General features: G+C 38.5%; 15 protein-coding genes. 6 read left to right on the forward strand and 9 right to left on the reverse strand.

The window, feature by feature from the left end; genetic code table 11:
• Window positions 1–161: 161 nt before the first annotated feature.
• Complete coding sequence (locus tag ACFSFY_RS15785; protein ID WP_381539707.1) at window positions 162–1322, forward strand: PstS family phosphate ABC transporter substrate-binding protein; 1161 nt, start codon at window positions 162–164, stop codon at window positions 1320–1322.
• Window positions 1323–1643: 321 nt separating this feature from the next.
• Here ACFSFY_RS15785 and ACFSFY_RS15790 read toward each other — a convergent pair whose 3' ends face one another.
• The gene (locus ACFSFY_RS15790) at window positions 1644–3377 is read right to left on the reverse strand and encodes an ABC transporter ATP-binding protein (RefSeq protein WP_381539709.1); all 1734 of its coding nucleotides are present in this window, start codon (window positions 3375–3377) and stop codon (window positions 1644–1646) included.
• Between the two features lie 146 nt (window positions 3378–3523).
• On the opposite strand from ACFSFY_RS15790, the gene hpaB reads away from it, so the two are divergent.
• On the forward strand, window positions 3524–4957 hold the full coding sequence (gene hpaB / locus ACFSFY_RS15795; RefSeq protein ID WP_381539711.1) for a 4-hydroxyphenylacetate 3-monooxygenase, oxygenase component: 1434 nt from the start codon (window positions 3524–3526) through the stop codon (window positions 4955–4957).
• A gap of 74 nt (window positions 4958–5031) precedes the next feature.
• On the opposite strand, the gene ACFSFY_RS15800 is transcribed toward hpaB, so the two are convergent.
• Complete coding sequence (locus tag ACFSFY_RS15800; protein ID WP_381539713.1) at window positions 5032–5649, reverse strand: NAD(P)-dependent oxidoreductase; 618 nt, start codon at window positions 5647–5649, stop codon at window positions 5032–5034.
• 373 nt (window positions 5650–6022) lie between these two features.
• Between ACFSFY_RS15800 and ACFSFY_RS15805 the strand changes: the two genes are divergently transcribed.
• Genes ACFSFY_RS15805 through ACFSFY_RS15815 form a run of 3 tightly spaced genes read left to right on the forward strand, consistent with a single transcriptional unit; the run spans window position 6023 to window position 9875 of the window.
• Window positions 6023–7585, forward strand: coding sequence for a spore germination protein (locus ACFSFY_RS15805; protein ID WP_381539715.1), 1563 nt, complete (start codon window positions 6023–6025; stop codon window positions 7583–7585).
• Entirely contained in the window at window positions 7578–8657 is a 1080-nt protein-coding gene (locus tag ACFSFY_RS15810; RefSeq protein ID WP_381539717.1) for a GerAB/ArcD/ProY family transporter, read from the forward strand. Before ACFSFY_RS15805 ends, ACFSFY_RS15810 begins: the two co-directional genes overlap by 8 nt.
• Before the next feature lie 3 nt (window positions 8658–8660).
• On the forward strand, window positions 8661–9875 hold the full coding sequence (locus ACFSFY_RS15815; protein WP_381539719.1) for a Ger(x)C family spore germination protein: 1215 nt from the start codon (window positions 8661–8663) through the stop codon (window positions 9873–9875).
• Between the two features lie 473 nt (window positions 9876–10348).
• On the opposite strand, the gene ACFSFY_RS15820 is transcribed toward ACFSFY_RS15815, so the two are convergent.
• From ACFSFY_RS15820 to ACFSFY_RS15830, 3 genes are all read right to left on the reverse strand, one after another.
• Window positions 10349–11491, reverse strand: coding sequence for an MFS transporter (locus tag ACFSFY_RS15820; RefSeq protein ID WP_381539721.1), 1143 nt, complete (start codon window positions 11489–11491; stop codon window positions 10349–10351).
• Window positions 11492–11621: 130 nt separating this feature from the next.
• Complete coding sequence (locus tag ACFSFY_RS15825; RefSeq protein ID WP_381539723.1) at window positions 11622–12035, reverse strand: universal stress protein; 414 nt, start codon at window positions 12033–12035, stop codon at window positions 11622–11624.
• Window positions 12036–12048: 13 nt separating this feature from the next.
• Window positions 12049–13458: a SulP family inorganic anion transporter gene (locus ACFSFY_RS15830; protein WP_381539725.1), complete on the reverse strand. Its 1410-nt coding sequence runs from the start codon at window positions 13456–13458 to the stop codon at window positions 12049–12051.
• Between the two features lie 118 nt (window positions 13459–13576).
• Here ACFSFY_RS15830 and ACFSFY_RS15835 point away from each other — a divergent pair, with 118 nt between their 5' ends.
• On the forward strand, window positions 13577–14119 hold the full coding sequence (locus ACFSFY_RS15835) for a recombinase family protein (protein ID WP_381539727.1): 543 nt from the start codon (window positions 13577–13579) through the stop codon (window positions 14117–14119).
• A 32-nt stretch (window positions 14120–14151) separates the two neighbouring features.
• Here the strand turns inward: ACFSFY_RS15835 and nadX are convergent, their stop codons facing one another.
• The 4 genes from nadX to ACFSFY_RS15855 form a co-directional block, all read right to left on the reverse strand.
• On the reverse strand, window positions 14152–14934 hold the full coding sequence (nadX, locus tag ACFSFY_RS15840) for an aspartate dehydrogenase (protein ID WP_381539729.1): 783 nt from the start codon (window positions 14932–14934) through the stop codon (window positions 14152–14154).
• 180 nt (window positions 14935–15114) lie between these two features.
• On the reverse strand, window positions 15115–16077 hold the full coding sequence (locus tag ACFSFY_RS15845; RefSeq protein WP_381539920.1) for an MBL fold metallo-hydrolase: 963 nt from the start codon (window positions 16075–16077) through the stop codon (window positions 15115–15117).
• Window positions 16078–16319: 242 nt separating this feature from the next.
• Window positions 16320–18074: a GMC family oxidoreductase gene (locus ACFSFY_RS15850; RefSeq protein ID WP_381539731.1), complete on the reverse strand. Its 1755-nt coding sequence runs from the start codon at window positions 18072–18074 to the stop codon at window positions 16320–16322.
• Between the two features lie 26 nt (window positions 18075–18100).
• Entirely contained in the window at window positions 18101–18904 is an 804-nt protein-coding gene (locus tag ACFSFY_RS15855) for a gluconate 2-dehydrogenase subunit 3 family protein (protein WP_381539733.1), read from the reverse strand.
• Window positions 18905–19220 lie beyond the last annotated feature (316 nt).

Consider the following 19220-nt stretch of genomic DNA (forward strand, 5'->3'; position numbering starts at 1 on the left):
TTCTAGTTTAGTCTCTATCTATATACGATAATGACACCGAATTTATGATGATACACAAATAAAATACTTTTCATTCATTTTATAAGCTCTCCTATATAATGAGAAGTTCGAGTATACTGAATTTAGGACGAATGATCAAAGTTTTGAAAGGGGAAGTATAAATGAGGAAGTATTCAACGCTCACAGCTATTATGTATGCCATTTTTATATTGATTGGAATGTCCTTCTTCACTGCTATTGCTCTCTTATTTTCAGCATTGTCCGGTTACGTCGAGTATGTGCCGGTAATTATTATAATCGCTATTACATTGTATAGTTGGTTTGTACTCCTCTTATTCCATTTCTTCCAAACGAAGAGGCGTAAGATTGTTTTTATAAGCATTGCAATTACAGCTATACTGATTGGTATGATTTCACCAATCCAGCATGCGTATAAGAACAACATTCCAACGATGAATACTGAAGTCTATGTCTATGAATATACTCCCTTTTCGAAGAATGCCCGTATAGCCACTTTAGATGAACCATCAACGTTACGTTTAAGCGATGATTTACCGAGAATGGACGGTGCAACTGCGCTATATCCTCTCTACTCCGCATTCGTGCAAGCCACCTATCCGGAACAGGAATACACTCCTTTTGATAGCGAGGTTATGGTGAATACAACCCCTGATGCGTATAGTAATCTGTTTGCTGGAAAAGTAGACATGATATTTGTTGCTGCACCGTCTAATTCACAGTTAAAAATCGCCCAACAAAAAGGCGTTGAATTGAACATGATCCCCATTGGTCGTGAAGCTTTTGTTTTCTTTGTAAATCAAAAGAATACAGTGAACGGACTAAAGTTCGCTGATATACAAGACATTTATTCTGGAAAAGTGACTAATTGGAATGAGGTTGGTGGTGCAAATGATTCAATCCGAGCTTTTCAGCGGCCGGCAGATAGCGGCAGTCAAACTGCTTTAGAGAAGGTCATGGGTGAAACACCAATCATGAAAGCTCCTCACGAGAATATTTCAAGTGGTATGGGTGGAATTATTAATGAAGTTTCACAATATAGAAACTATAAAAATGCGCTTGGGTACACATTCCGGTTTTATTCCACGGAGATGATACAGAATGATCAAATAAAATTACTAGAAATAGACGGTGTGGCGCCTACAAAAGAAACCATCCGCTCTGATGCATATCCTTTAACATCTGAATTTTACATCGTTACTACGGGAACAAAAAATGAAAACGTACAGAAATTTATTAACTGGATCCTGTCAGAACAAGGTCAGCTCTTGGTTGAAAAGTCAGGGTATGTAGCAATTAACTAGAATAAGTATTCTGTGTTGAAGATTATTCCAGAACGTTTCAATATGCAATCTAAGTTGCTTGGAGTGCAAGGCAGTCTAAAATCACGACGTCCTGTCGTAACGACTGCATGACCCACCTCGTGTGGGCCCGCGGCTAAAGGCGACCCTGGCGGGATCAGCGGGACAGGTAAGACCCCGCAGTGGAGCGAAGCGACCGAGGAGGCTTACCGCCCGCCCCGCAGAACGCGTCCGCCTGGAACGGAAAGTAACGTGGATACTCGTAAACCTATTTAACAAGGACTGGATAAGACTAAACTTAGCCCCAATCCCCATTCATGAATACTATGCCAATTGTTGTTCAGCAAATTCTCTGTAAAGTGAATGTGAGTTTATCAATTCCTGATGTGTTCCGCTCCCTGTTACTTGCCCATTTTCAATAAATAGGATGTTGTCCGCATCGACAATGGTAGACAGTCGGTGCGCAATGACCAATGTGGTGCGCCCTTTCATTAATCGGGACAACGCTTGTTGAACGACACTTTCAGATTGACTGTCAAGACTTGCTGTAGCTTCATCCATCATAAGCAACTTAGGATCACGTAAAAAGGCACGTGCAATCGCAATTCGCTGCCTTTGACCACCAGATAGCTTAACACCACGCTCGCCGACCTCTGTGTCCAGTCCTTCCGCAAACTCCTTAATAAATTCATCAGCATATGCCATTTTGGCAACTTCCCATAATCGTTCTTCTGTAACGTTCTCTTCTTTTTTCAATCCATAGCATAAATTCTCACGAATGGTTCCAGCCATCATGGCGCTTTCTTGTGAAACATAACCGATTTGGCTCCGCCAAGATTCAACGGATAAGTCTGTAATCGGAGTGTCGCCAATAAAAATTGCCCCTTCAGTCGGTTCGTAAAATCGCTCAAATAAACCGAAAATAGTTGTTTTACCACCGCCACTAGGCCCTACAAAAGCAATCATTTTACCAGGAAGGGCTTCGAATGAAACATTCTTTAGAACAGGTTCCCCTTCGCTATAAGCAAAGGATACATCTGAAACTCGAATTGTTTCATTTGTAATATCCATTTCCAATCCATCTTGTCCTTCTTCTAGGGGAAGATCCAATATGCCGATTATACGCTCTGTCGCTCCTTTAGCTTTCTGTAATTGTGTGAAGAACATTGCAAAAGTAGTTATAGGCATGATGATTTGGAATAAATAAAGCAAAAATGCGACGAGTGTACCTGTAGACATTGCGCCACTGGCAACGCGCATACCCCCATAACCAATAATCGACACTATAACGAGCATGACGACGAATTGCATAATAGGAGCAATCAAAGCTATAATTCGCGCTTCTTTCAAGCCGAATCCAAGCAACTTTTGAATTCCAGATATTCCGTTTTCTTCTTCATTTTGTTCAGCTGTTGATGCTTTCATCAAACGAATTTCACCTAAAGTTTGCTGAATATCACCTGTGAAAATTGCGGTCGCATCTTGTAATCCTCGCGATATTTTCACCATTTGCTTACCAAGTGGAATCATCACAAGTAATATAATCGGAACGGCTACGAGCATCAATAGCGTCATCTTCCAATCCATTATGAGCAACAATGTCACTGCACCGATTATGGAAATGATTCCAGTTACGAATCGTGGAAAATGCTCTGATATTAAATCCCTTACGATACTTGTATCGTTGATGACCCGGCTCACCGTTTCCCCACTAGAGTTCTTATCGTAGTAGCTAACTGGCAATCGTACGAGTTTCTGCCACATGCGTTCACGTAGGCTCGCAACAACTCTTTGACCTACCGCAGTAAGTAAATACAGAGAGATACCACTCACAATCGCCTGGACAATGAACGCTACTCCAATCGCAATGATTAGTGGGACACTAATAGAAGCTATCGAGAACCCGTCTACTAAATTCTTTGTTAATAATGGTACAACAAGCCCTGCTAATGTCGTAATTATACTTGTAAGCAAACCCACTATTAAAGCAGCTTTCGGTATTTTCGTTGAAAGTATTAAGGAAATAAACGGCTTTAGTCCTTCTTTTTCATTAGGCATATATTATAACTCCCGTTCTATTAATGTTTTTCAATCAATAATTGTTCATACTTTTCCGTTCAAAATCATCCCTGTACCCACATCTTTTTATCATATCCAAGTGAATCTTAATATACTATAGAACCGTAAGATTTAGGAGGAATGATGTGGGAGCTATAAATGGTAGTGAATACATTGATCGCATAGATCAACTTAATACTGAGATTTGGCTAGATGGCGCCAAAGTAAATGGACCCCTTTCAAAGAATGCAGTCTTTAAGGGGCTTCTTAAAACAAAAGCAGAACTCTATGATTTCCAAATGTCGCCCTCGATGAAAAAAGAGATGACCTATATATCACCAACAAACAAAGAGCAAGTAGGCCTTTCCTATTTACAACCAAAAACGAAAGTGGATTTAAGGAAGAGACGGATTATGATTGAACATTGGGCACGACAAACATGTGGGTTACTAGGCAGAAGTCCTGATTATCTAAACACTGTAATCATGAGCTTTGCCAGCTCCAATTCGCATTTAAATGGGAAAGAAAATTGTTTTCCCGAACATATTCAATCCCTTTATGAAATGGCAAGGGATAAGGACTTATCTTTCACACATACATTTATTACGCCTCAGGTGAATCGTTCACAAGCTTACTTTGAATCGTCAGAAGAACCCATTTCCGCTAAGATTATTGGGCAAACAAATGAAGGACTCCTTATTAAAGGGGCTCGGCTTTTGGCTACTCAAGGCGGATTAACAGATGAAGTTCTAGTGTTTAGTACCCCAAGGTTTTCTTGTCCAAACGAAGAGGCGTTTGCATTCGCAATTCCTTCGAATACAAAGGGCTTGCGTTTCATTTGCCGAGAATCCTTTGTAGGTGGAGATTCTTCCTTTAATTACCCACTTAGTTCAAGATTTGAAGAGATGGACTCCATGGTAGTTTTTGATAATGTACTTGTCCCATGGAATCGGGTGTTCTTTCATCATAATGCTGAAGTTGCAGCAGATTTCTTTTCAGTAAGTTCCTTTCATCCCTTCGCCTATCATCAAGTGATCATTAGACAAATCGTCAAAACAGAGTTTATGCTAAGTGTTGCTGAAGCAATGGTACAAACGATTAACGTGAGTGAGTACCTACATATCCAACAAAAAATATCCGAAATTATTATAGGGATAGAAACGATGAAGGCGCTTTTGGATAAATCCGAGTATGACGCGGCAGAGGATTCATGGGGATACATGCGGCCCAGTATAATTCCTTTGCAGGTTGCTAGTAATATCTATCCGGAAATATATCCACGATTCAGTGAAATCATCCAGCTCATTGGAGCAAGTGGTTTGGTCATGTTACCTACGGAAAAGGACTTTCAATCCGATATTGGTCCAGACCTAGTGAGGTATTTGCAAGGAGCTACCAAAACAGCAGAAGACCGCGTAAAGATATTCAGACTCGCATGGGATCTTACAATGAGTTCCTTCGGCACAAGACAAACACAATACGAACGGTATTTCTTCGGAGACCCGATTCGATTGGCGAGCCAATTATATAAGTCCTATCCAAAAGACAACGGGCGGGATATGATCAATAAATTTTCATAAAACAAAGCATTCAGCGGGCTTTTCATCCGTTGCATGCTTTTTAATGCTGTTTCAGAATATAATTTTCGGTAACATCAATAAGAAATACCTACCCGTGAACTATGATAATTGCATGAAATTAATTCTTCATATGCAAATGAAGCTGTATCTCCCACTGTGATTTCTTTGCCTTCTAACGGTAAAAAGTCTTTTTCGACACGGTAGTTGCCTTGTGCAGCACCATCAGGCAAATACGTTGGACAAACGATTGTCCAATCGAGTTCCGAATGCTCTAGTAGCTGAAAAACTTTATGATGCTCTTCTGCAGCAAACGTAAGTCGACGATTAGAGTCTCCCGCTTCATAACGCAACTTATCCGGTTCGCTTCTACTTTGTAATATCCCAGCTGTTCCAATCGTAACGATACGGCGAATCCCCGTATCTTTCATCGCTTGAATGATGTTTGGAACTGCTTCCGTTAATGTTGTTGTTTTGTCTGTTCCTAGTGCACTGAATACAACATCCGTACCTAAAATAGCCGTCATTACAGCTGTTTCATCACGTACATCTCCTTGAAGTATCGTTAACTGATTATGTACTTCGATCTTTTCCGGTGACCGAACGAGAGCTGTAACTTCATGCCCCTCTGCCAGTGCTTTCTTCAAGACTTCCTTGCCCACTCTTCCTGTCGCTCCAAATAATGTCATTCTCAAAGTCTTTCCTCCCTATCTTCTTATAGTTTCATTGAATTTAAGCATTCTTGATCTTCAATTATAGAAATGCAAATACATTTTGCTTATGTATATTTCAGCGTATTACACCCCAAGGATAGTGTCAATTTATCGTCATTTTACTATTGGTACACTGGTTTGTGTTTTTCTGAAAACAAAATGAAAAAGCGACTCTTCTTTTCCACTAATCAGGACATCTATTTTATTATAAGTAAATGTTATTAGGGAAGACTATAAATGAAATAATTTTAGTTCGGGCATGCATTAAATATGTAAAAAAATTGACGCTTTGTCTTGGTAACTATTCAAGTGGACATACTAGCATAATTAACACAACTATTTTGGGGGTCCAATAATGTTCAATTCTGGAGGTAAGGAAGATTTAATAAAAGGAAAAGAAGTCCTAAACGCCGAGGAAAAAACGAAGGATATTATCGAAGTAGATCTTCATTTCAATGTAAATAAAATGAAAGAAGTATTTTCATTTCCTGAAAATAATGCATTGAAAATAAGACAATTATACTTGCCACATTACAATAAAAATGTTGCAGTTTTGTTTATTGAGGGAACCATTGATACAAACATTATTGACTCACATATCATCAAACCTTTACTGGAAAAATCGGATAGACAAAACAAGAAACGTGACTTTGTCTTCACAATATTGACAAGTGTTCTAACAACGGCAGACGCAAAAGAAATCACAACTTTTCAAGACGTTGCTGCCGACTTAGTAAATGGAAATACAATTCTATTCATTGAAAATGAGAAATCAGCTATCTCTGTGGAAACAGCTGGATTTGAAAATCGTGCATTATCTATACCTACAAATGAAACGGATCTTGTAGGTCCGAAAGTTGCGTTCAATGAATCGGCCGCTATGAATCGTTCTTTATTAAGAAGAATACTTAAAAACCCAGGTTTAATTTGTGAAACAATAACAATTGGTAAAGGCAATCCAAGGGATATTTCAGTTATGTATTTGAAGGATGTTGCCGATGAATCGATTGTAAAAAACGTAAAAGATAGGATTGAAAAGATAGAAACCGATGCGGTACTTAGTCTTGCTCAAGTAGAACAATATCTTGATAAAAGCCCTTATTCCCTTTTCCCTTCTAGTTTGTTGACAGAACGACCAGACAGAACTGCTTCTTTTCTATTAGAAGGCCATGTCATTTTATTAATGGACAATGCCCCTGTTTCGTTAATTGCGCCGATTACGTTTTGGTCTCTTTTCCACACGGTTGAAGATCAATATTTACGTATGCCTTATGGAAATTTCCTACGAATAATCCGACTTACTTCATTGCTTATTGCACTTTTACTTCCCGGAATATACATTGCAACAACAACATTCCATCCAGGAATGATTCCAACTGATTTAATGCTTTCAATTGCAGCAACAAGGGAGAGAAATCCTTTCCCCATCATTATAGAAATCCTTATTATGGAGGTTTCATTTGAAATATTACGCGAGGCAGGCACCCGAGTGCCAACAGTACTCGGTCCAACAATTGGTATCGTAGGTGCACTAATTCTTGGACAAGCCGCCGTACAAGCAAATATCATCAGCCCAATTCTTGTAGTCATTGTTGCAATCACTGGACTGGCATCATTTGCAATTCCAGATATACAATTAAATATTTCAATAAGAATGCTTCGCTTTATTTTGTTGTTTTCAGCTGGTTTTCTAGGTGTTTTTGGATTTTCTATAGCTTTGGCAATTTTAGTTGCCTACCTTGTATCGCATAAGTCTTTTGGCGTTCCTTTTTTCGCTCCACTCACACCATACTATCCTTCATCTAAGGATACATTAGGAAGACCAATTATTTGGAAACAGTGGCTCCGTCCATTATCAATGTCACCTAAAGATAAAGTTAGAAAGCCTAGGCCAAAAGGGGATGCCGACCGTGATTAACAATGCAGACGAAAAAATTGGAACTAGGGAATTCTTCGCCATCATCTGGCTTACAATCGGAATGAAGCTTACATATACAACCCCATCTTTACTTTATAAAGTGGGAAACGTTGCAGCTTGGATGATTCCTTTTTTCTACGCAATAACAATTGGAATCCCTTTTTTAGTCTTATTATCATTACTTAAAAAACATGAAAAAGGCTTAACCGAACTTCTTACACAACTTACAGGGAAATATATAGGCTCATTTCTTTCTTTCGTTTTATTTTCTATTGTGTTTTTAGAGATTATATTAATTAATCGAAATTACATCTCAATTACGAATAGCTACTTTTACCCGGAGACACCCGTTTACATATTAATGATTTTACTCCTAGGAAGTAGTCTGTACATAGCCAAACGGGGATTTTCCGCCATTAGTAATGGAACATGGTTTATAACTCCAGCACTCTTAGTTATATTGTATACTTTGATATTTCTCTCCTGGAAGGAACTTAATTGGGTTCGTATCTTCCCCGTTTTCGGACCTGGAATAGGAAAACTAGTGATGAATAGTGTCACAAATAGTTCCATTGTTGGGGAGATTATTTTACTAACGGCCTTTTTCCCTTTTGTTCGTTCATATAAAAGCTTTAAAATTGCTTCCTTTTCTGGTTTTGGAATTTCGTTGTTCTCAGTAGCTGTTTTTATTATTGTTTATATCATGGTCTTCGATTATCCCTCTGTATTAAACATGGGATATCCTCACCATGAATTAACGAGAATGGTTAACATCGGAATTCACATCAATCATATTGAAGGTATGTTTTTTATATTTTGGGTTATCGGGTCAGTTTTTCGTTTCGCCATTTTATTATATTTAGCCGTAGTATTTTTGGGAGCGTCCTTATGTATAAAGCAATTCGAGTCGTTATTAATTCCTGTAACTGGATTAATATTAATAAGTAGTTTATTACCGGAAAACATTTTTACGATGGCACTATTTCGAGATATTATCATTAAGACCAGTTCTGGAGTATTGATCATCTTACCATTTATTTTATGGATTATAGACAAGTGGAAAGGACGTTGAAGAATGAAATTCCGTATCCTTATTACGGCTATTGTTAGCATCTTGTTTACTCTTCCCCTATCAGGATGTTGGGGGAAAGTCCAATTGGAACAACAAGGTTTTGTTGTCGCGATCGGACTTGATAAGAATGAAGACAATTTGATTGATGTAACTTTTCAAATGGCGAATCCACAAGTTGGAACATCTGACATCGCAGATGCCCCAAATGAACCTTCTAGTGATATCGTTACATTTACAGCACCTGACATCATATCGGCAAAAGAGCTTGCAAATGTAGTTGTCGCTCGAAAGATCTCGTTTGACCATTTACTAGTAATTATCGTTGGGGAGGAATTGGCTAAAACAGAATTATTTCACCATGTCATTGCTTCCTCCTTAGTTAGTCCCGAAATGAGGCTTGCAAACAACATCATCATTACGAAAGAAAAGGCTAGTACATTTATAAGGGAAAACAAACCGAAACTAGAAACACGGCCTCATAAGTATTATTCTTTCATTATAAAAGAATGGAAAGACGCTGGTTATGTTCCTATCTCTGATTTGAATAGCTATTTCCAACAGCAGGAGGGACAACTCTTTTTGTCTGCCTATGCAACAACAGAAAAACAGGAAGAACTTCGAAAAAATGAAGCCGATTATTTGGCAGGCCAAGTTCCAGAACATGGCGGGGATCCAGTGCAGATGATTGGATCAGCTGTTTTTAACAAAGGGAAAATGATTGGGACGTTAACTGGAGCAGAAACAAGAACAGCACTACTACTAAGACGAAAAACAGTAGCAAACTATTATGCTCAATCATTCCCCGATCCGATTCAAGACGAATATCGTATCGCTGTCCAAATAATGAAGCAAGGAACAAATAAAGTGAAAATGAACGTAAAAAGTGACATTCCTAAAGTTAAGGTAATGATACCTGTAAAGTTACAAATATTCTCCAATCCTAGTTTGGAAAATTATTCAACTAACTTAAGTAACCAAAATAAGCTTAAAAAGTCCATCAAAGAAAGTTTGGAAAATGATGCAAGGAAGCTTATCAAAAAAACACAAAAGGAATTTGAGAGTGAACCGTTTGAGTGGTATTTGGAAGCACGGCGCCATTTTTGGACGCTTGACGAATATAAAAATTATAATTGGGAAGAAAAATATAAAGATGCGGAAGTTGAAGTGACTTTTGATATAAAGATTGAAAATCTTGGGGCACAGGATAAACCAGAATAAATTATTTAAAAGGCGGGAATGATTAGTTTGATTTTTACCGTGGGCTTAATTTCCATTTATTTAATATACTATACATGTAAATTAGCATATTCAACCTGGAAAGAAGGAAATAAATTCGCGGGTTTCAGCATAGCTTTTATGGCCATTTGCTACCCGATTTTATTCGTGCTATTATATCTACGGCAATATTGATTGTGGTTTTTTAAGTTTCATCGCCAATATCTACTAGTATTTCCTACCCTATTTTTGGTAAACAAATGAGAGTAGTAACTTCATGACCTTCTGCCAAAATTTTCTTCAACACTTCTTGTTGCTCAATATCATGATACTTTTATATACTAACCTTCACGTACTTCCGTATTTTTATTAGATGAAAGTAATAGTGAAAATCTGAAGATTTTGCAAATTAAATAGGTGAACTCGATTGAGTCCACCTTAGTACAATACATATGACATTTTTAATTAGTAAGCTTTCAATTACTCTTGCGTGTTCTTCTTGAAGAAATGAACAAAATTAAAGCAATCAATAACATTGTAAAAGCACTTGAGAGAAATGGAAGACCAAATATTTCAGAAGTAGCTCCCGAAACAAAAGATCCGACTACCGCGCCCAATGAGAAGAACGCATAAAATATTCCATATGCCTTTCCACGATCCATCTTCGTTGAAGCCTCAGCAACGATTCGATTCATTGCTGGGAAGATAAAGGCGAACCCTACTCCGTACACCAACATCAATAGAAGAATAATCCAATACGTATTCACAAAGTTCAGCATGACATGCACAAATCCAATAAAGCTGATTCCTAAAATAACCAATCCAATAGAAGAAAATCGGTCATATATACGATTCAATGGTGTTAAAAAGATAATGAGAGCGACCACTCCGTATGTACTAAGTAAAATACCTGTCGTAGCCGAGGACATTCCCATTTCATTCACTTTTAAAGGAAGAGCAAATGCCAAAGTTCCATTACTGATCATAAGTGCAAAGGCTGCTAAAGATGCTTGTATGATCAATGGATGTTTAAGGAGTGGAGTAAATTGAGTAAAAGTAAATTTCCCTTTCTCGGTTGTCACAAACGATTCTTTTACAAATTTACTTATTAAAACGGAACATATTAAGAATAATATCGCAACGAACCAAAAGACGTATTCTACTTTCCCATTGGCCGCCATAGCGCCTCCGAGTGCAGGTCCAACAATCGCTGCAATACCGATCGCGCCACCCGTTAAAGCCATCGTCTTCCCTCTAGATCCGGTTTTCGAATGATCTCCCACATATGCAAAGGCCGCGGGAATCAAAACACCGCCAAACAAACCATGAAGAAATCGGATTAAAAGCAGTTGTTCTCCTGTTTGTGCAATCGGATAAAATAGCAATGTGATGGACACTGTAATCATACCTGTAAACAGCAGTTTTTTACGTCCAAACCGGTCAATCAAGTGACCACCCACAACGTTACCAATCATATTGCTTAACGAATAGATAGCGACAATAGAACCTGCCAATAAATGCGTTGCGCCTAAACTTAGCGCGAAAGGAGTTATTATAGGAAGCTGGATAAAAGTATCCAGAAACGAAACAACGATAATGAAATATAGTAAGTTAGTCAAACAATCTCCACACTTTCAGCTAATCATATGACTTAAATATACATGGCTTAGCTGTCACTTCCAAGGAAACATGACCCACTATCTCGAAAAAACTGGGTGTATGAGCACTAATCCGACATACAAAAGACAATTACTTCACAATCGTTACTGGACAACTCACATGTTTCATTACTTTATGACTGACGCTTCCAAGTATCATCTCTTGAAAAGTACTTAAGCCGCGACTTCCAATAACGAGTTGGTCGATTCCCTCTTGATTTACATACTTTATAATTTCCTGACTTGGATTACCTTTTAACATCGTAACCTTTGTCTCCACTCCAGCCGCTTTTGCTAATTCCAAAACAGGATTCACTTTTCTCTCCCGTTTTAAGGATAAGCTTTCTGGACTTTGGGTGAACAGGCGATCCTCTTTCGCTTTATCATAATCCAGTACGCATATGATATCTAATTGAGCTTCTGGTACGTATTGTGAAAGTGTAATAGCATGCTTTGCAGCCCTTGTTGCATTTTCAGAACCGTCAATTGCTACAGCAATCTTCATGTCAATTCCTCCCTCATATTAACTTCTGATATAATTGATTGCTCGAAGAATTTAACCCTTGAATCTGTACATTTACACCTTTTTGCTCAAGCTTCTGTTTCACTTTAAATATTGCACCAACTGCGGATTCATCCCACAATTGACTGTTTTCAAAATTAATAACGATTGCATTTTCTGTAACGTTATCAAAAGATTCTATAAACCTAGTCGTTGATGCAAAAAACAAAGGTCCCCTTACGCTATATACTCCCGAATCATCCACCACAGTTACGCGGGAAATCTTTGCAACAAAGAATAACGCACTCAATATCACACCCACTACAACTCCAATCGCTAAATTATGTGTATATAAAATAATAGCAACTGTAAGCAGCATAACGAGTGATTCCGATTTAGGAGCTTGTTTTAGAAATTTAAATGAACCCCAATTAAATGTTGTCGCACTTACCATAATCATAACACCTACAAGTACAGGCATCGGGATCTTTATAACAATATCCCCTAAAACGATAATTAAAAACATAAGAAATGCACCTGCTGTAAATGTTGATAATCGTCCTCGACCGCCGGATTTAACGTTAATGATTGATTGACCAATTAAAGCACAACCTGCCATTCCGCCAAAAAATCCAGTGACAAAGTTCGCGATTCCTTGACCACGTGCTTCTTTGTTTTTGTTACTAGATGTATCCGTCATATCATCTAAGACTTGAGATGTAAGAAGAGATTCCAATAGGCCAACAATCGATAATGCTAAAGCATATGGAAAAATAATTTTAAGTGTCTCAAAGTTTAGCGGAATATCTGGAAAGAAAAACGTCGGCAATGAATTCGGCATCGTCCCAAGATCACCTATCGTTTGTAACTTTACACCACTGAAAAGCGCAATACTGGTCATGACGACAATCGCAATGAGTGGTGCAGGAATAGCTGTGAAAAATCTTGGAATTGCATACACTAATATTAATGTTACAATCGCAAATATATAGGTCATACTTGTCGACCCGAGTAAATAAGGCATTTGCGTTATAAATATCATGATTCCTAACGCATTCACAAATCCAAGCATGACGGAGTTCGGGATGAAGCGCATTAAATTCGCCACACCTAATCCTCCAAGTATTAACTGTATAATCCCTGTTAAGATTGTTGCTGCAAGTACATATTGCAGACCATGGTTTGCCATTAAACTGACGAGCACTAATGCCATCGCGCCTGTCGCAGCTGATATTAAGCCAGTTCGTCCACCAACAAATGCAGTAACGACTGCCATTGTAAAGGAAGCATATAGAGCCACACGTGGATCTACCCCCATAATGAACGCAAAAGCCAATGCTTCAGGAATGAGTGCCAGTCCAACGACGATACCTGCTAAAATATCGGCACGGGTATTCCCAAACCATTCTTGTTTTAAAGTATGCATACTGTTCCCCTCTCATGATGACTAAGGTTACAAAAACCCTATACCAATGTTAGAATGTAGATATCATATCATTTTTAATCCCAAAAGGGAATGGTTTTGGGAAGTTAGGAGAGAGTAAATGAGATACGGTTATATCCGCCCAATTGTCGAGGATCAGAAATGCACACAACAATTAACAGAACTTAACTTAGATACATTAGTTATAGAGAAACACGGACTAGCTAGAAAGAGAACAGACCTTGAGCAGTTATTAATGAACGTTCAAAAAGGGGACGATTTGTTTGTCCAAAATCTTCTCGTATTAGCAGATTCTCTTCAGCAACTTTCAGATATTTTAAGACTTGCAGAACGGGATCAAATTACGATTCATTTCCTCGATGAACAGTTAACGAGTCAATCGTTGCAGAAAGCTTCGTTACTTCAAAGTGTTGCCTTTTTCGTGAAACTTCAGTCTATGTTTCATAGTCATTCTTCTACTTTTACACTTCAAGCCGCCAAACAACAAGGAGTTTCTATAGGTAGACCACGTAAATCAGACGACAATTTACAAAGGGCTTTTGCTATGTATGATAGCAAAAATTATACACTCTTTGATATTAAAGAAGAAACAGGGATTAGCAAATCTACTTTATATCGTTATTTAGATGAACGACCAACATGACTTCTTTGTGCTATTTCAATCGGGCAGAGCATTTAGCTTCCGATTGAAATTGACTGGTTTTTATTTTGCAATGTAGATAATATGCTCAATGCTGCAAGATAACTGGTTTTTGGATTGTCAGGCATCGGATTGTTTTCTATTGTCAGAAGCATAGTCCCAAAATCACCATCTGCTTCTATTGTATGTGTATTACGTTCAATTGTTGGATCTACAAGTACTCGAACCCTCGTTTTCTCTGCACCTATTCCTGCGATAGAGAGTAACAGGGCCACATTCATGTTCTGCGGAAACTTTTCAATTGCGTCCCGCGCAGATCCGTCAAATAATAACTGTTCTTTAGTAACTCCTTCTAAACCTAATGATTCTGGCGACTTTCTTGTAGTAATGCTTACTTCTTTAAGACCGTTTAATGAATTTGCAGATTGCAAAAGATCCAATCCACCAATTGCTCCTGACGGCAAGTAGATATGTTTGGTATGCAACTGAGCTGTTTCTTTCATTTCCTTCAAGAATTCATTGTCATTGAAGGCACCAATGCTACTTATGATGACGTCTTTTTTACTTTCTAAAACTTCTTTAATGTATTGAACCGTGACGCCAATTGTTGCTGCTTCAACAACAATATCCATTTCCGAGTTAATAAATATTTTGAAATCTGTGAAAAAGTCTGCATTGTACTGTTCAGCTAACAACTGTCCGACTTTTTCATTTCTCCCAAATAGGGCAACAATCTTACCTTCTAACTTTCGATTCTTATTTATGTTTTCCAATAAATACTTCGCAATATTACCCGTGCCTATTATTCCTATTTTCATTTTAATATCTCCTTTGGATGAATACATGCGCACTATTTAAATACAGTTATATACAGCATATCTTCCTCCAGTATACAGAAAAATACACAATCAGAAATGCTTGAGGAATTTATCCCCTACCATATTTCCAACTGCGTACTTTAGGAAGGCAAGTCCCGATATGTTAATAAATTGAATAAGTTACTCAAAAACCAATGGTACGTTTTCTTCGGCAACAGCCAACAAGGTCTCCCCGTGCTTAAGCAATCGTAGACGAGTTTTTTCGAATGCTCTCTTCTCCCACTCCATCAACAACCGATCCAATGCTTCTTTTGTTGTGTCGTCAGCCAATCGATATGCCCCATAATGCATAGGAATAAACACCTTTGCACCAACATCAACGAAAGCCTGCAACGCTTCCTCCGGGGTAACATGCTGAATGCCCATGAACCATTCCGGCTCATATGCACCAATTGGCATAAGGGCATAGGATATATGAGGGAATCGATTCCCAATGTCTTGAAATCCAGTAAAATAACCGCTATCCCCGGCAAAGTAAATCGTGTCGTCCTCTTGACTGTCCTCATGCGAGGATTCTGTGATCTGTTTAATCACCCATCCGCCCCAAAGAGATGTATTCGTATCGGTAAGTGTACGCTTTGTCCAGTGCTGCGCAGGAACAAAATGGAATTCGACAGCACCAATCATTATTTTGTCCCACCATTTGAACTCGTGTACGACTTTCCCCTTCATAACTTTTTGCATCTTGCGTCCAAGCCCAACTGGTACTAACACCACGGGCGAGCCCTTAAGTTTCTTCAAAGATCCGATATGCAAATGATCGTAATGCGAGTGCGATAGCAATACAACATCAATCGTTGGAAGTTCATCCAAAGTGAGGCCCGGTTCTTCAAGTCTTGGGCTAAATCCCATTCGCTTTGCCCATACAGGATCCGTTATAATCGTCAAACCAGCGATTTGCAAAAGAAATGTGGAATGTCCAATCCAAGTAATCGTCAGTTCATCGTGTTTGCTGGCGAGCATCTTTTGTTGTTTAAATTCAGCTTGTCCGATTTTATAGCTTTCATCTTTCACTTTTGCCCTTCGCTCTCTTTGCCAACCAATTAGATCTTTCAAGGTATTTGGTGTCGCCTTTGGATCCATATTGCTGTACCTTTTTCGCGCCACAATTTCCCCTCCTATTGTAACCAATATTAAAAAAACACAACAGATCAAACGAATCTGCTATCTACTATTACCATTATATAGGATTTGGAGTAATTACGGTAGGAGTGAACTTGCTATCCTTTGCACAGAAGGTAACGTACTTAATAAAATGTCTCTTTAACGTGAAAGTGAACTGTACCCTGAATTCAAGATTCGGGGTACAGTTCACTTTTTAATAATCATGCATTTTCTGCTTGCTTCAATTCGGTCAGTAAACCACCCGTTTTCAAATAGGTAATCATTCCTTCAGCAGCACGATAGGCAAAAGCTCCAATTGTTCCAGTAGGATTGTAACTACTCGTGTGCGGAAAAGACGAGCCCCCAACTACAAATAAGTTTTCCATATCCCACATTTGCGAGTAGGTGTTGACCGCAGAATTTGCTGCACTCGGACCCATAATCACACCACCTATAAAGTGATCTGTATAAAACTTATGGTCAAATTGTAAGTCGTCTTGAACTACGTCTACATCAACAATATCCGCGCCCATATTGTTCATGATTTCTTCACATCGGGCTACCCCATATTTAGATCGCTCAATATCCTCTTCCATATATTTAACAGTTACACGTAAGAGTGGATTGCCAAGTGCATCTTTATAGGTTGGATCTAAATCTAAATAACTGTACTTATTAGGTAGAAATCCAGTTTGTGATGTGATAAACAAGTTCCGATTCGTATAATGCAATGAGTTTTTCTTAAACTCCTTACCCCATGTAGGCGTTCCTTTTGGTACCTGATTATTAGAAATAGGTCTTGAACCTAACTGACTAAAGTGGATTTCAAAACCATGCAAGAAATCGAGATTTGTATGATCTTCATGATCCCCTGAAAAATCATCAATGGTAACACCCATCGCACCCGTTCCCATATAGAGGTTAAATTTCTTATCTTCAAAGAATCCGCGTGCCCCGATATAAGTAGAGAGATTTGAGAAATGACCGGTAAAGTTTTTACCGATAATACCTTTACCCGTTTCTGGATTGTATGGAACACCGATTTTAGATAATAAGAGTAACTTTGTATTCGTAAAGACAAATCCAGCAAGTACTACAATATCAGCGGGTTGTTCGTATTCTTGTCCAGTGCTCGTATCCACATAAATGACGCCAGTCGCACGTTTTCCATTATGGCTGACCCCCGTTACATTTGCTTCGTTACGCAGTTCCATGTTCCCCGTTTTTCTTGCAGTTGCAAGCACTGTTATAATCGGGTCCGCTTTTGCACCAAAATCACAACCGTATTCTTCGCAAAATGCACAATACACGCATCCGTTCAGCTTTTCTCCGTCAGGGTTTTCATACGCTTGCGATACATTGGCAGATGGCATCCGGTAAGGATGGTATCCTAATTCTTTAGTTACTTTAGTAAACAAGTTAATAGCTGGTGTAGTTTTTAGTGGTGGATTTGGATATTTATCGGAGCGTGGCGGTCCAAGTGGATTTTCTTCTCCCGATATTCCAGCGGTTTTCTCAAACTTATCGAAATACGGTTCCATCTCATCATAGGTAATCCCCCAGTCCTGGATTGTTGAATGGCTTGGAATCTTCTCCTTACCATAACGCTCGACTGTTTTACTGTAGATTTCAAAATCATAAGGCAGCCAACGAAAGCTCCATCCATTCCAGTGCACGCCGGCTCCTCCAGTGTTTTCACCCAATCTTGCGTTCACATTATTTCGTACCGGTAGTGCCGTTTCAGATAGTTCACTTCTTGATGTGATTGTTTCTTTATGAAGATTTTGCATCAAATCATAACGTTGTGAGTAACGAAGTTCGTCCTTTGTACCAATAAAATCTTCGTGCTTTTTATCTTTACCACGTTCAAGGATGATAACTTTGTGGCCTGCCTTTGTAAGTTCAGCCGCAATAATTCCACCTGTCCATCCTGATCCTACTATGACCACATCGACTTTACCGAGTTTTTTTACCATGGAATTTCCTCCTTATGAACATATGATTAATGTCCCTGATAGTTTCTTAAACTAACCGGATCCATTTTCACAAAGTCTTCACTTTCAATTACTGCAGTATAAGATGCTTGTGCGCCAGGAAATTCCTTCATTCTCCAACCGTCCATGTTTTTATTACCGCCGTATAGTGGATCCGAGTAAACGCCTTCTATTGTAGATCTTTGAAGTAAGAAGAAGAATTCCTGTGATAATAAACCATTCAATTTTATTTCCCCAGTTTCAAAATCTTGAAGTATTTCGATTTGTTGTGTTTCATTGGCTTTGTCAAAAGTGATATTGAATCGTTTCATGCTTTCTTCATTCATTTTTCTTAGTCCAAGTAGAAAAATACTTCCTCGATCCAAAATCGATTGTTCTCCTCGCTTTTCTTCAGGTCTTTCACTAATTTTAGTCTTAGTAATAAATGGGCCTAATCGATAGTCTTTAGCATTTACTCCCCACTGTCCGGCTAACTGCTTGTCAATATAATAGGGTGCTCTCAATTCAATTGCACCCGGTCCATTCTCATCTTTTGGAAAGATTTGTTCTGTAGCCGCCTGAAGTACTGCAAAGTCCTCGTTACGCGTAAAAAACTGCAATGCTTCTTGGAAGTCTGCGGTATTTTCTGTACCAGGTTTGGCTACTATTTCATTTTTCTTTGTGTAATTGTTCGTTAATAGTCCACCTAGAAACGAACCCCCTACAACTCCACCAGCTACTAATCCTGTATTCTTTAAAAACTTTCGACGGCTCGGGTCATATGTTTTATGATCCTTCATTTGCTTTTCATCTTCCGGATATTTTTCATCCATTGTAACCCACCTCTATTCAGTGTTTTCGTGTACCTTTAAATACTATTTTCAAGGTCTATTTAACCCCATCTCCTTTATTATTAGACTACAAATGGTATTTTATACAGGAGAACAGCGGAATCCTATACTTAATTCTAAAATTAGTAAACCTAGCTGATTATTAATCCGTGTTGATCACTAGTAAATAACTAAATGAGTTTGAAAAGAGTCCAATTCATATACGAATTGGACTCTTTAGTAAGAAGCAGTATGTGCAAAATAATTTTTGAACTATCGGAGTATAAAAAATACGCCTTGGAATAAAACCAAGGCGCAT

Source organism: Sporosarcina siberiensis (assembly GCF_042681925.1).
GTDB classification, from domain to species: domain Bacteria; phylum Bacillota; class Bacilli; order Bacillales_A; family Planococcaceae; genus Sporosarcina; species Sporosarcina siberiensis.

Bases quoted from the DNA above. Each gene is read 5' to 3' on its own strand.
- ACFSFY_RS15785 (WP_381539707.1), top strand. From the start codon at position 162: ATGAGGAAGTATTCAACGCTCACAGCTATTATGTATGCCATTTTTATA.
- ACFSFY_RS15790 (WP_381539709.1), bottom strand. From the start codon at position 3,377: ATGCCTAATGAAAAAGAAGGACTAAAGCCGTTTATTTCCTTAATACTT.
- ACFSFY_RS15805 (WP_381539715.1), top strand. From the start codon at position 6,023: ATGTTCAATTCTGGAGGTAAGGAAGATTTAATAAAAGGAAAAGAAGTC.
- ACFSFY_RS15815 (WP_381539719.1), top strand. From the start codon at position 8,661: ATGAAATTCCGTATCCTTATTACGGCTATTGTTAGCATCTTGTTTACT.
- ACFSFY_RS15825 (WP_381539723.1), bottom strand. From the start codon at position 12,035: ATGAAGATTGCTGTAGCAATTGACGGTTCTGAAAATGCAACAAGGGCT.
- ACFSFY_RS15830 (WP_381539725.1), bottom strand. From the start codon at position 13,458: ATGCATACTTTAAAACAAGAATGGTTTGGGAATACCCGTGCCGATATT.
- ACFSFY_RS15835 (WP_381539727.1), top strand. From the start codon at position 13,577: ATGAGATACGGTTATATCCGCCCAATTGTCGAGGATCAGAAATGCACA.
- nadX (WP_381539729.1), bottom strand. From the start codon at position 14,934: ATGAAAATAGGAATAATAGGCACGGGTAATATTGCGAAGTATTTATTG.
- ACFSFY_RS15845 (WP_381539920.1), bottom strand. From the start codon at position 16,077: ATGGATCCAAAGGCGACACCAAATACCTTGAAAGATCTAATTGGTTGG.
- ACFSFY_RS15850 (WP_381539731.1), bottom strand. From the start codon at position 18,074: ATGGTAAAAAAACTCGGTAAAGTCGATGTGGTCATAGTAGGATCAGGA.
- ACFSFY_RS15855 (WP_381539733.1), bottom strand. From the start codon at position 18,904: ATGGATGAAAAATATCCGGAAGATGAAAAGCAAATGAAGGATCATAAA.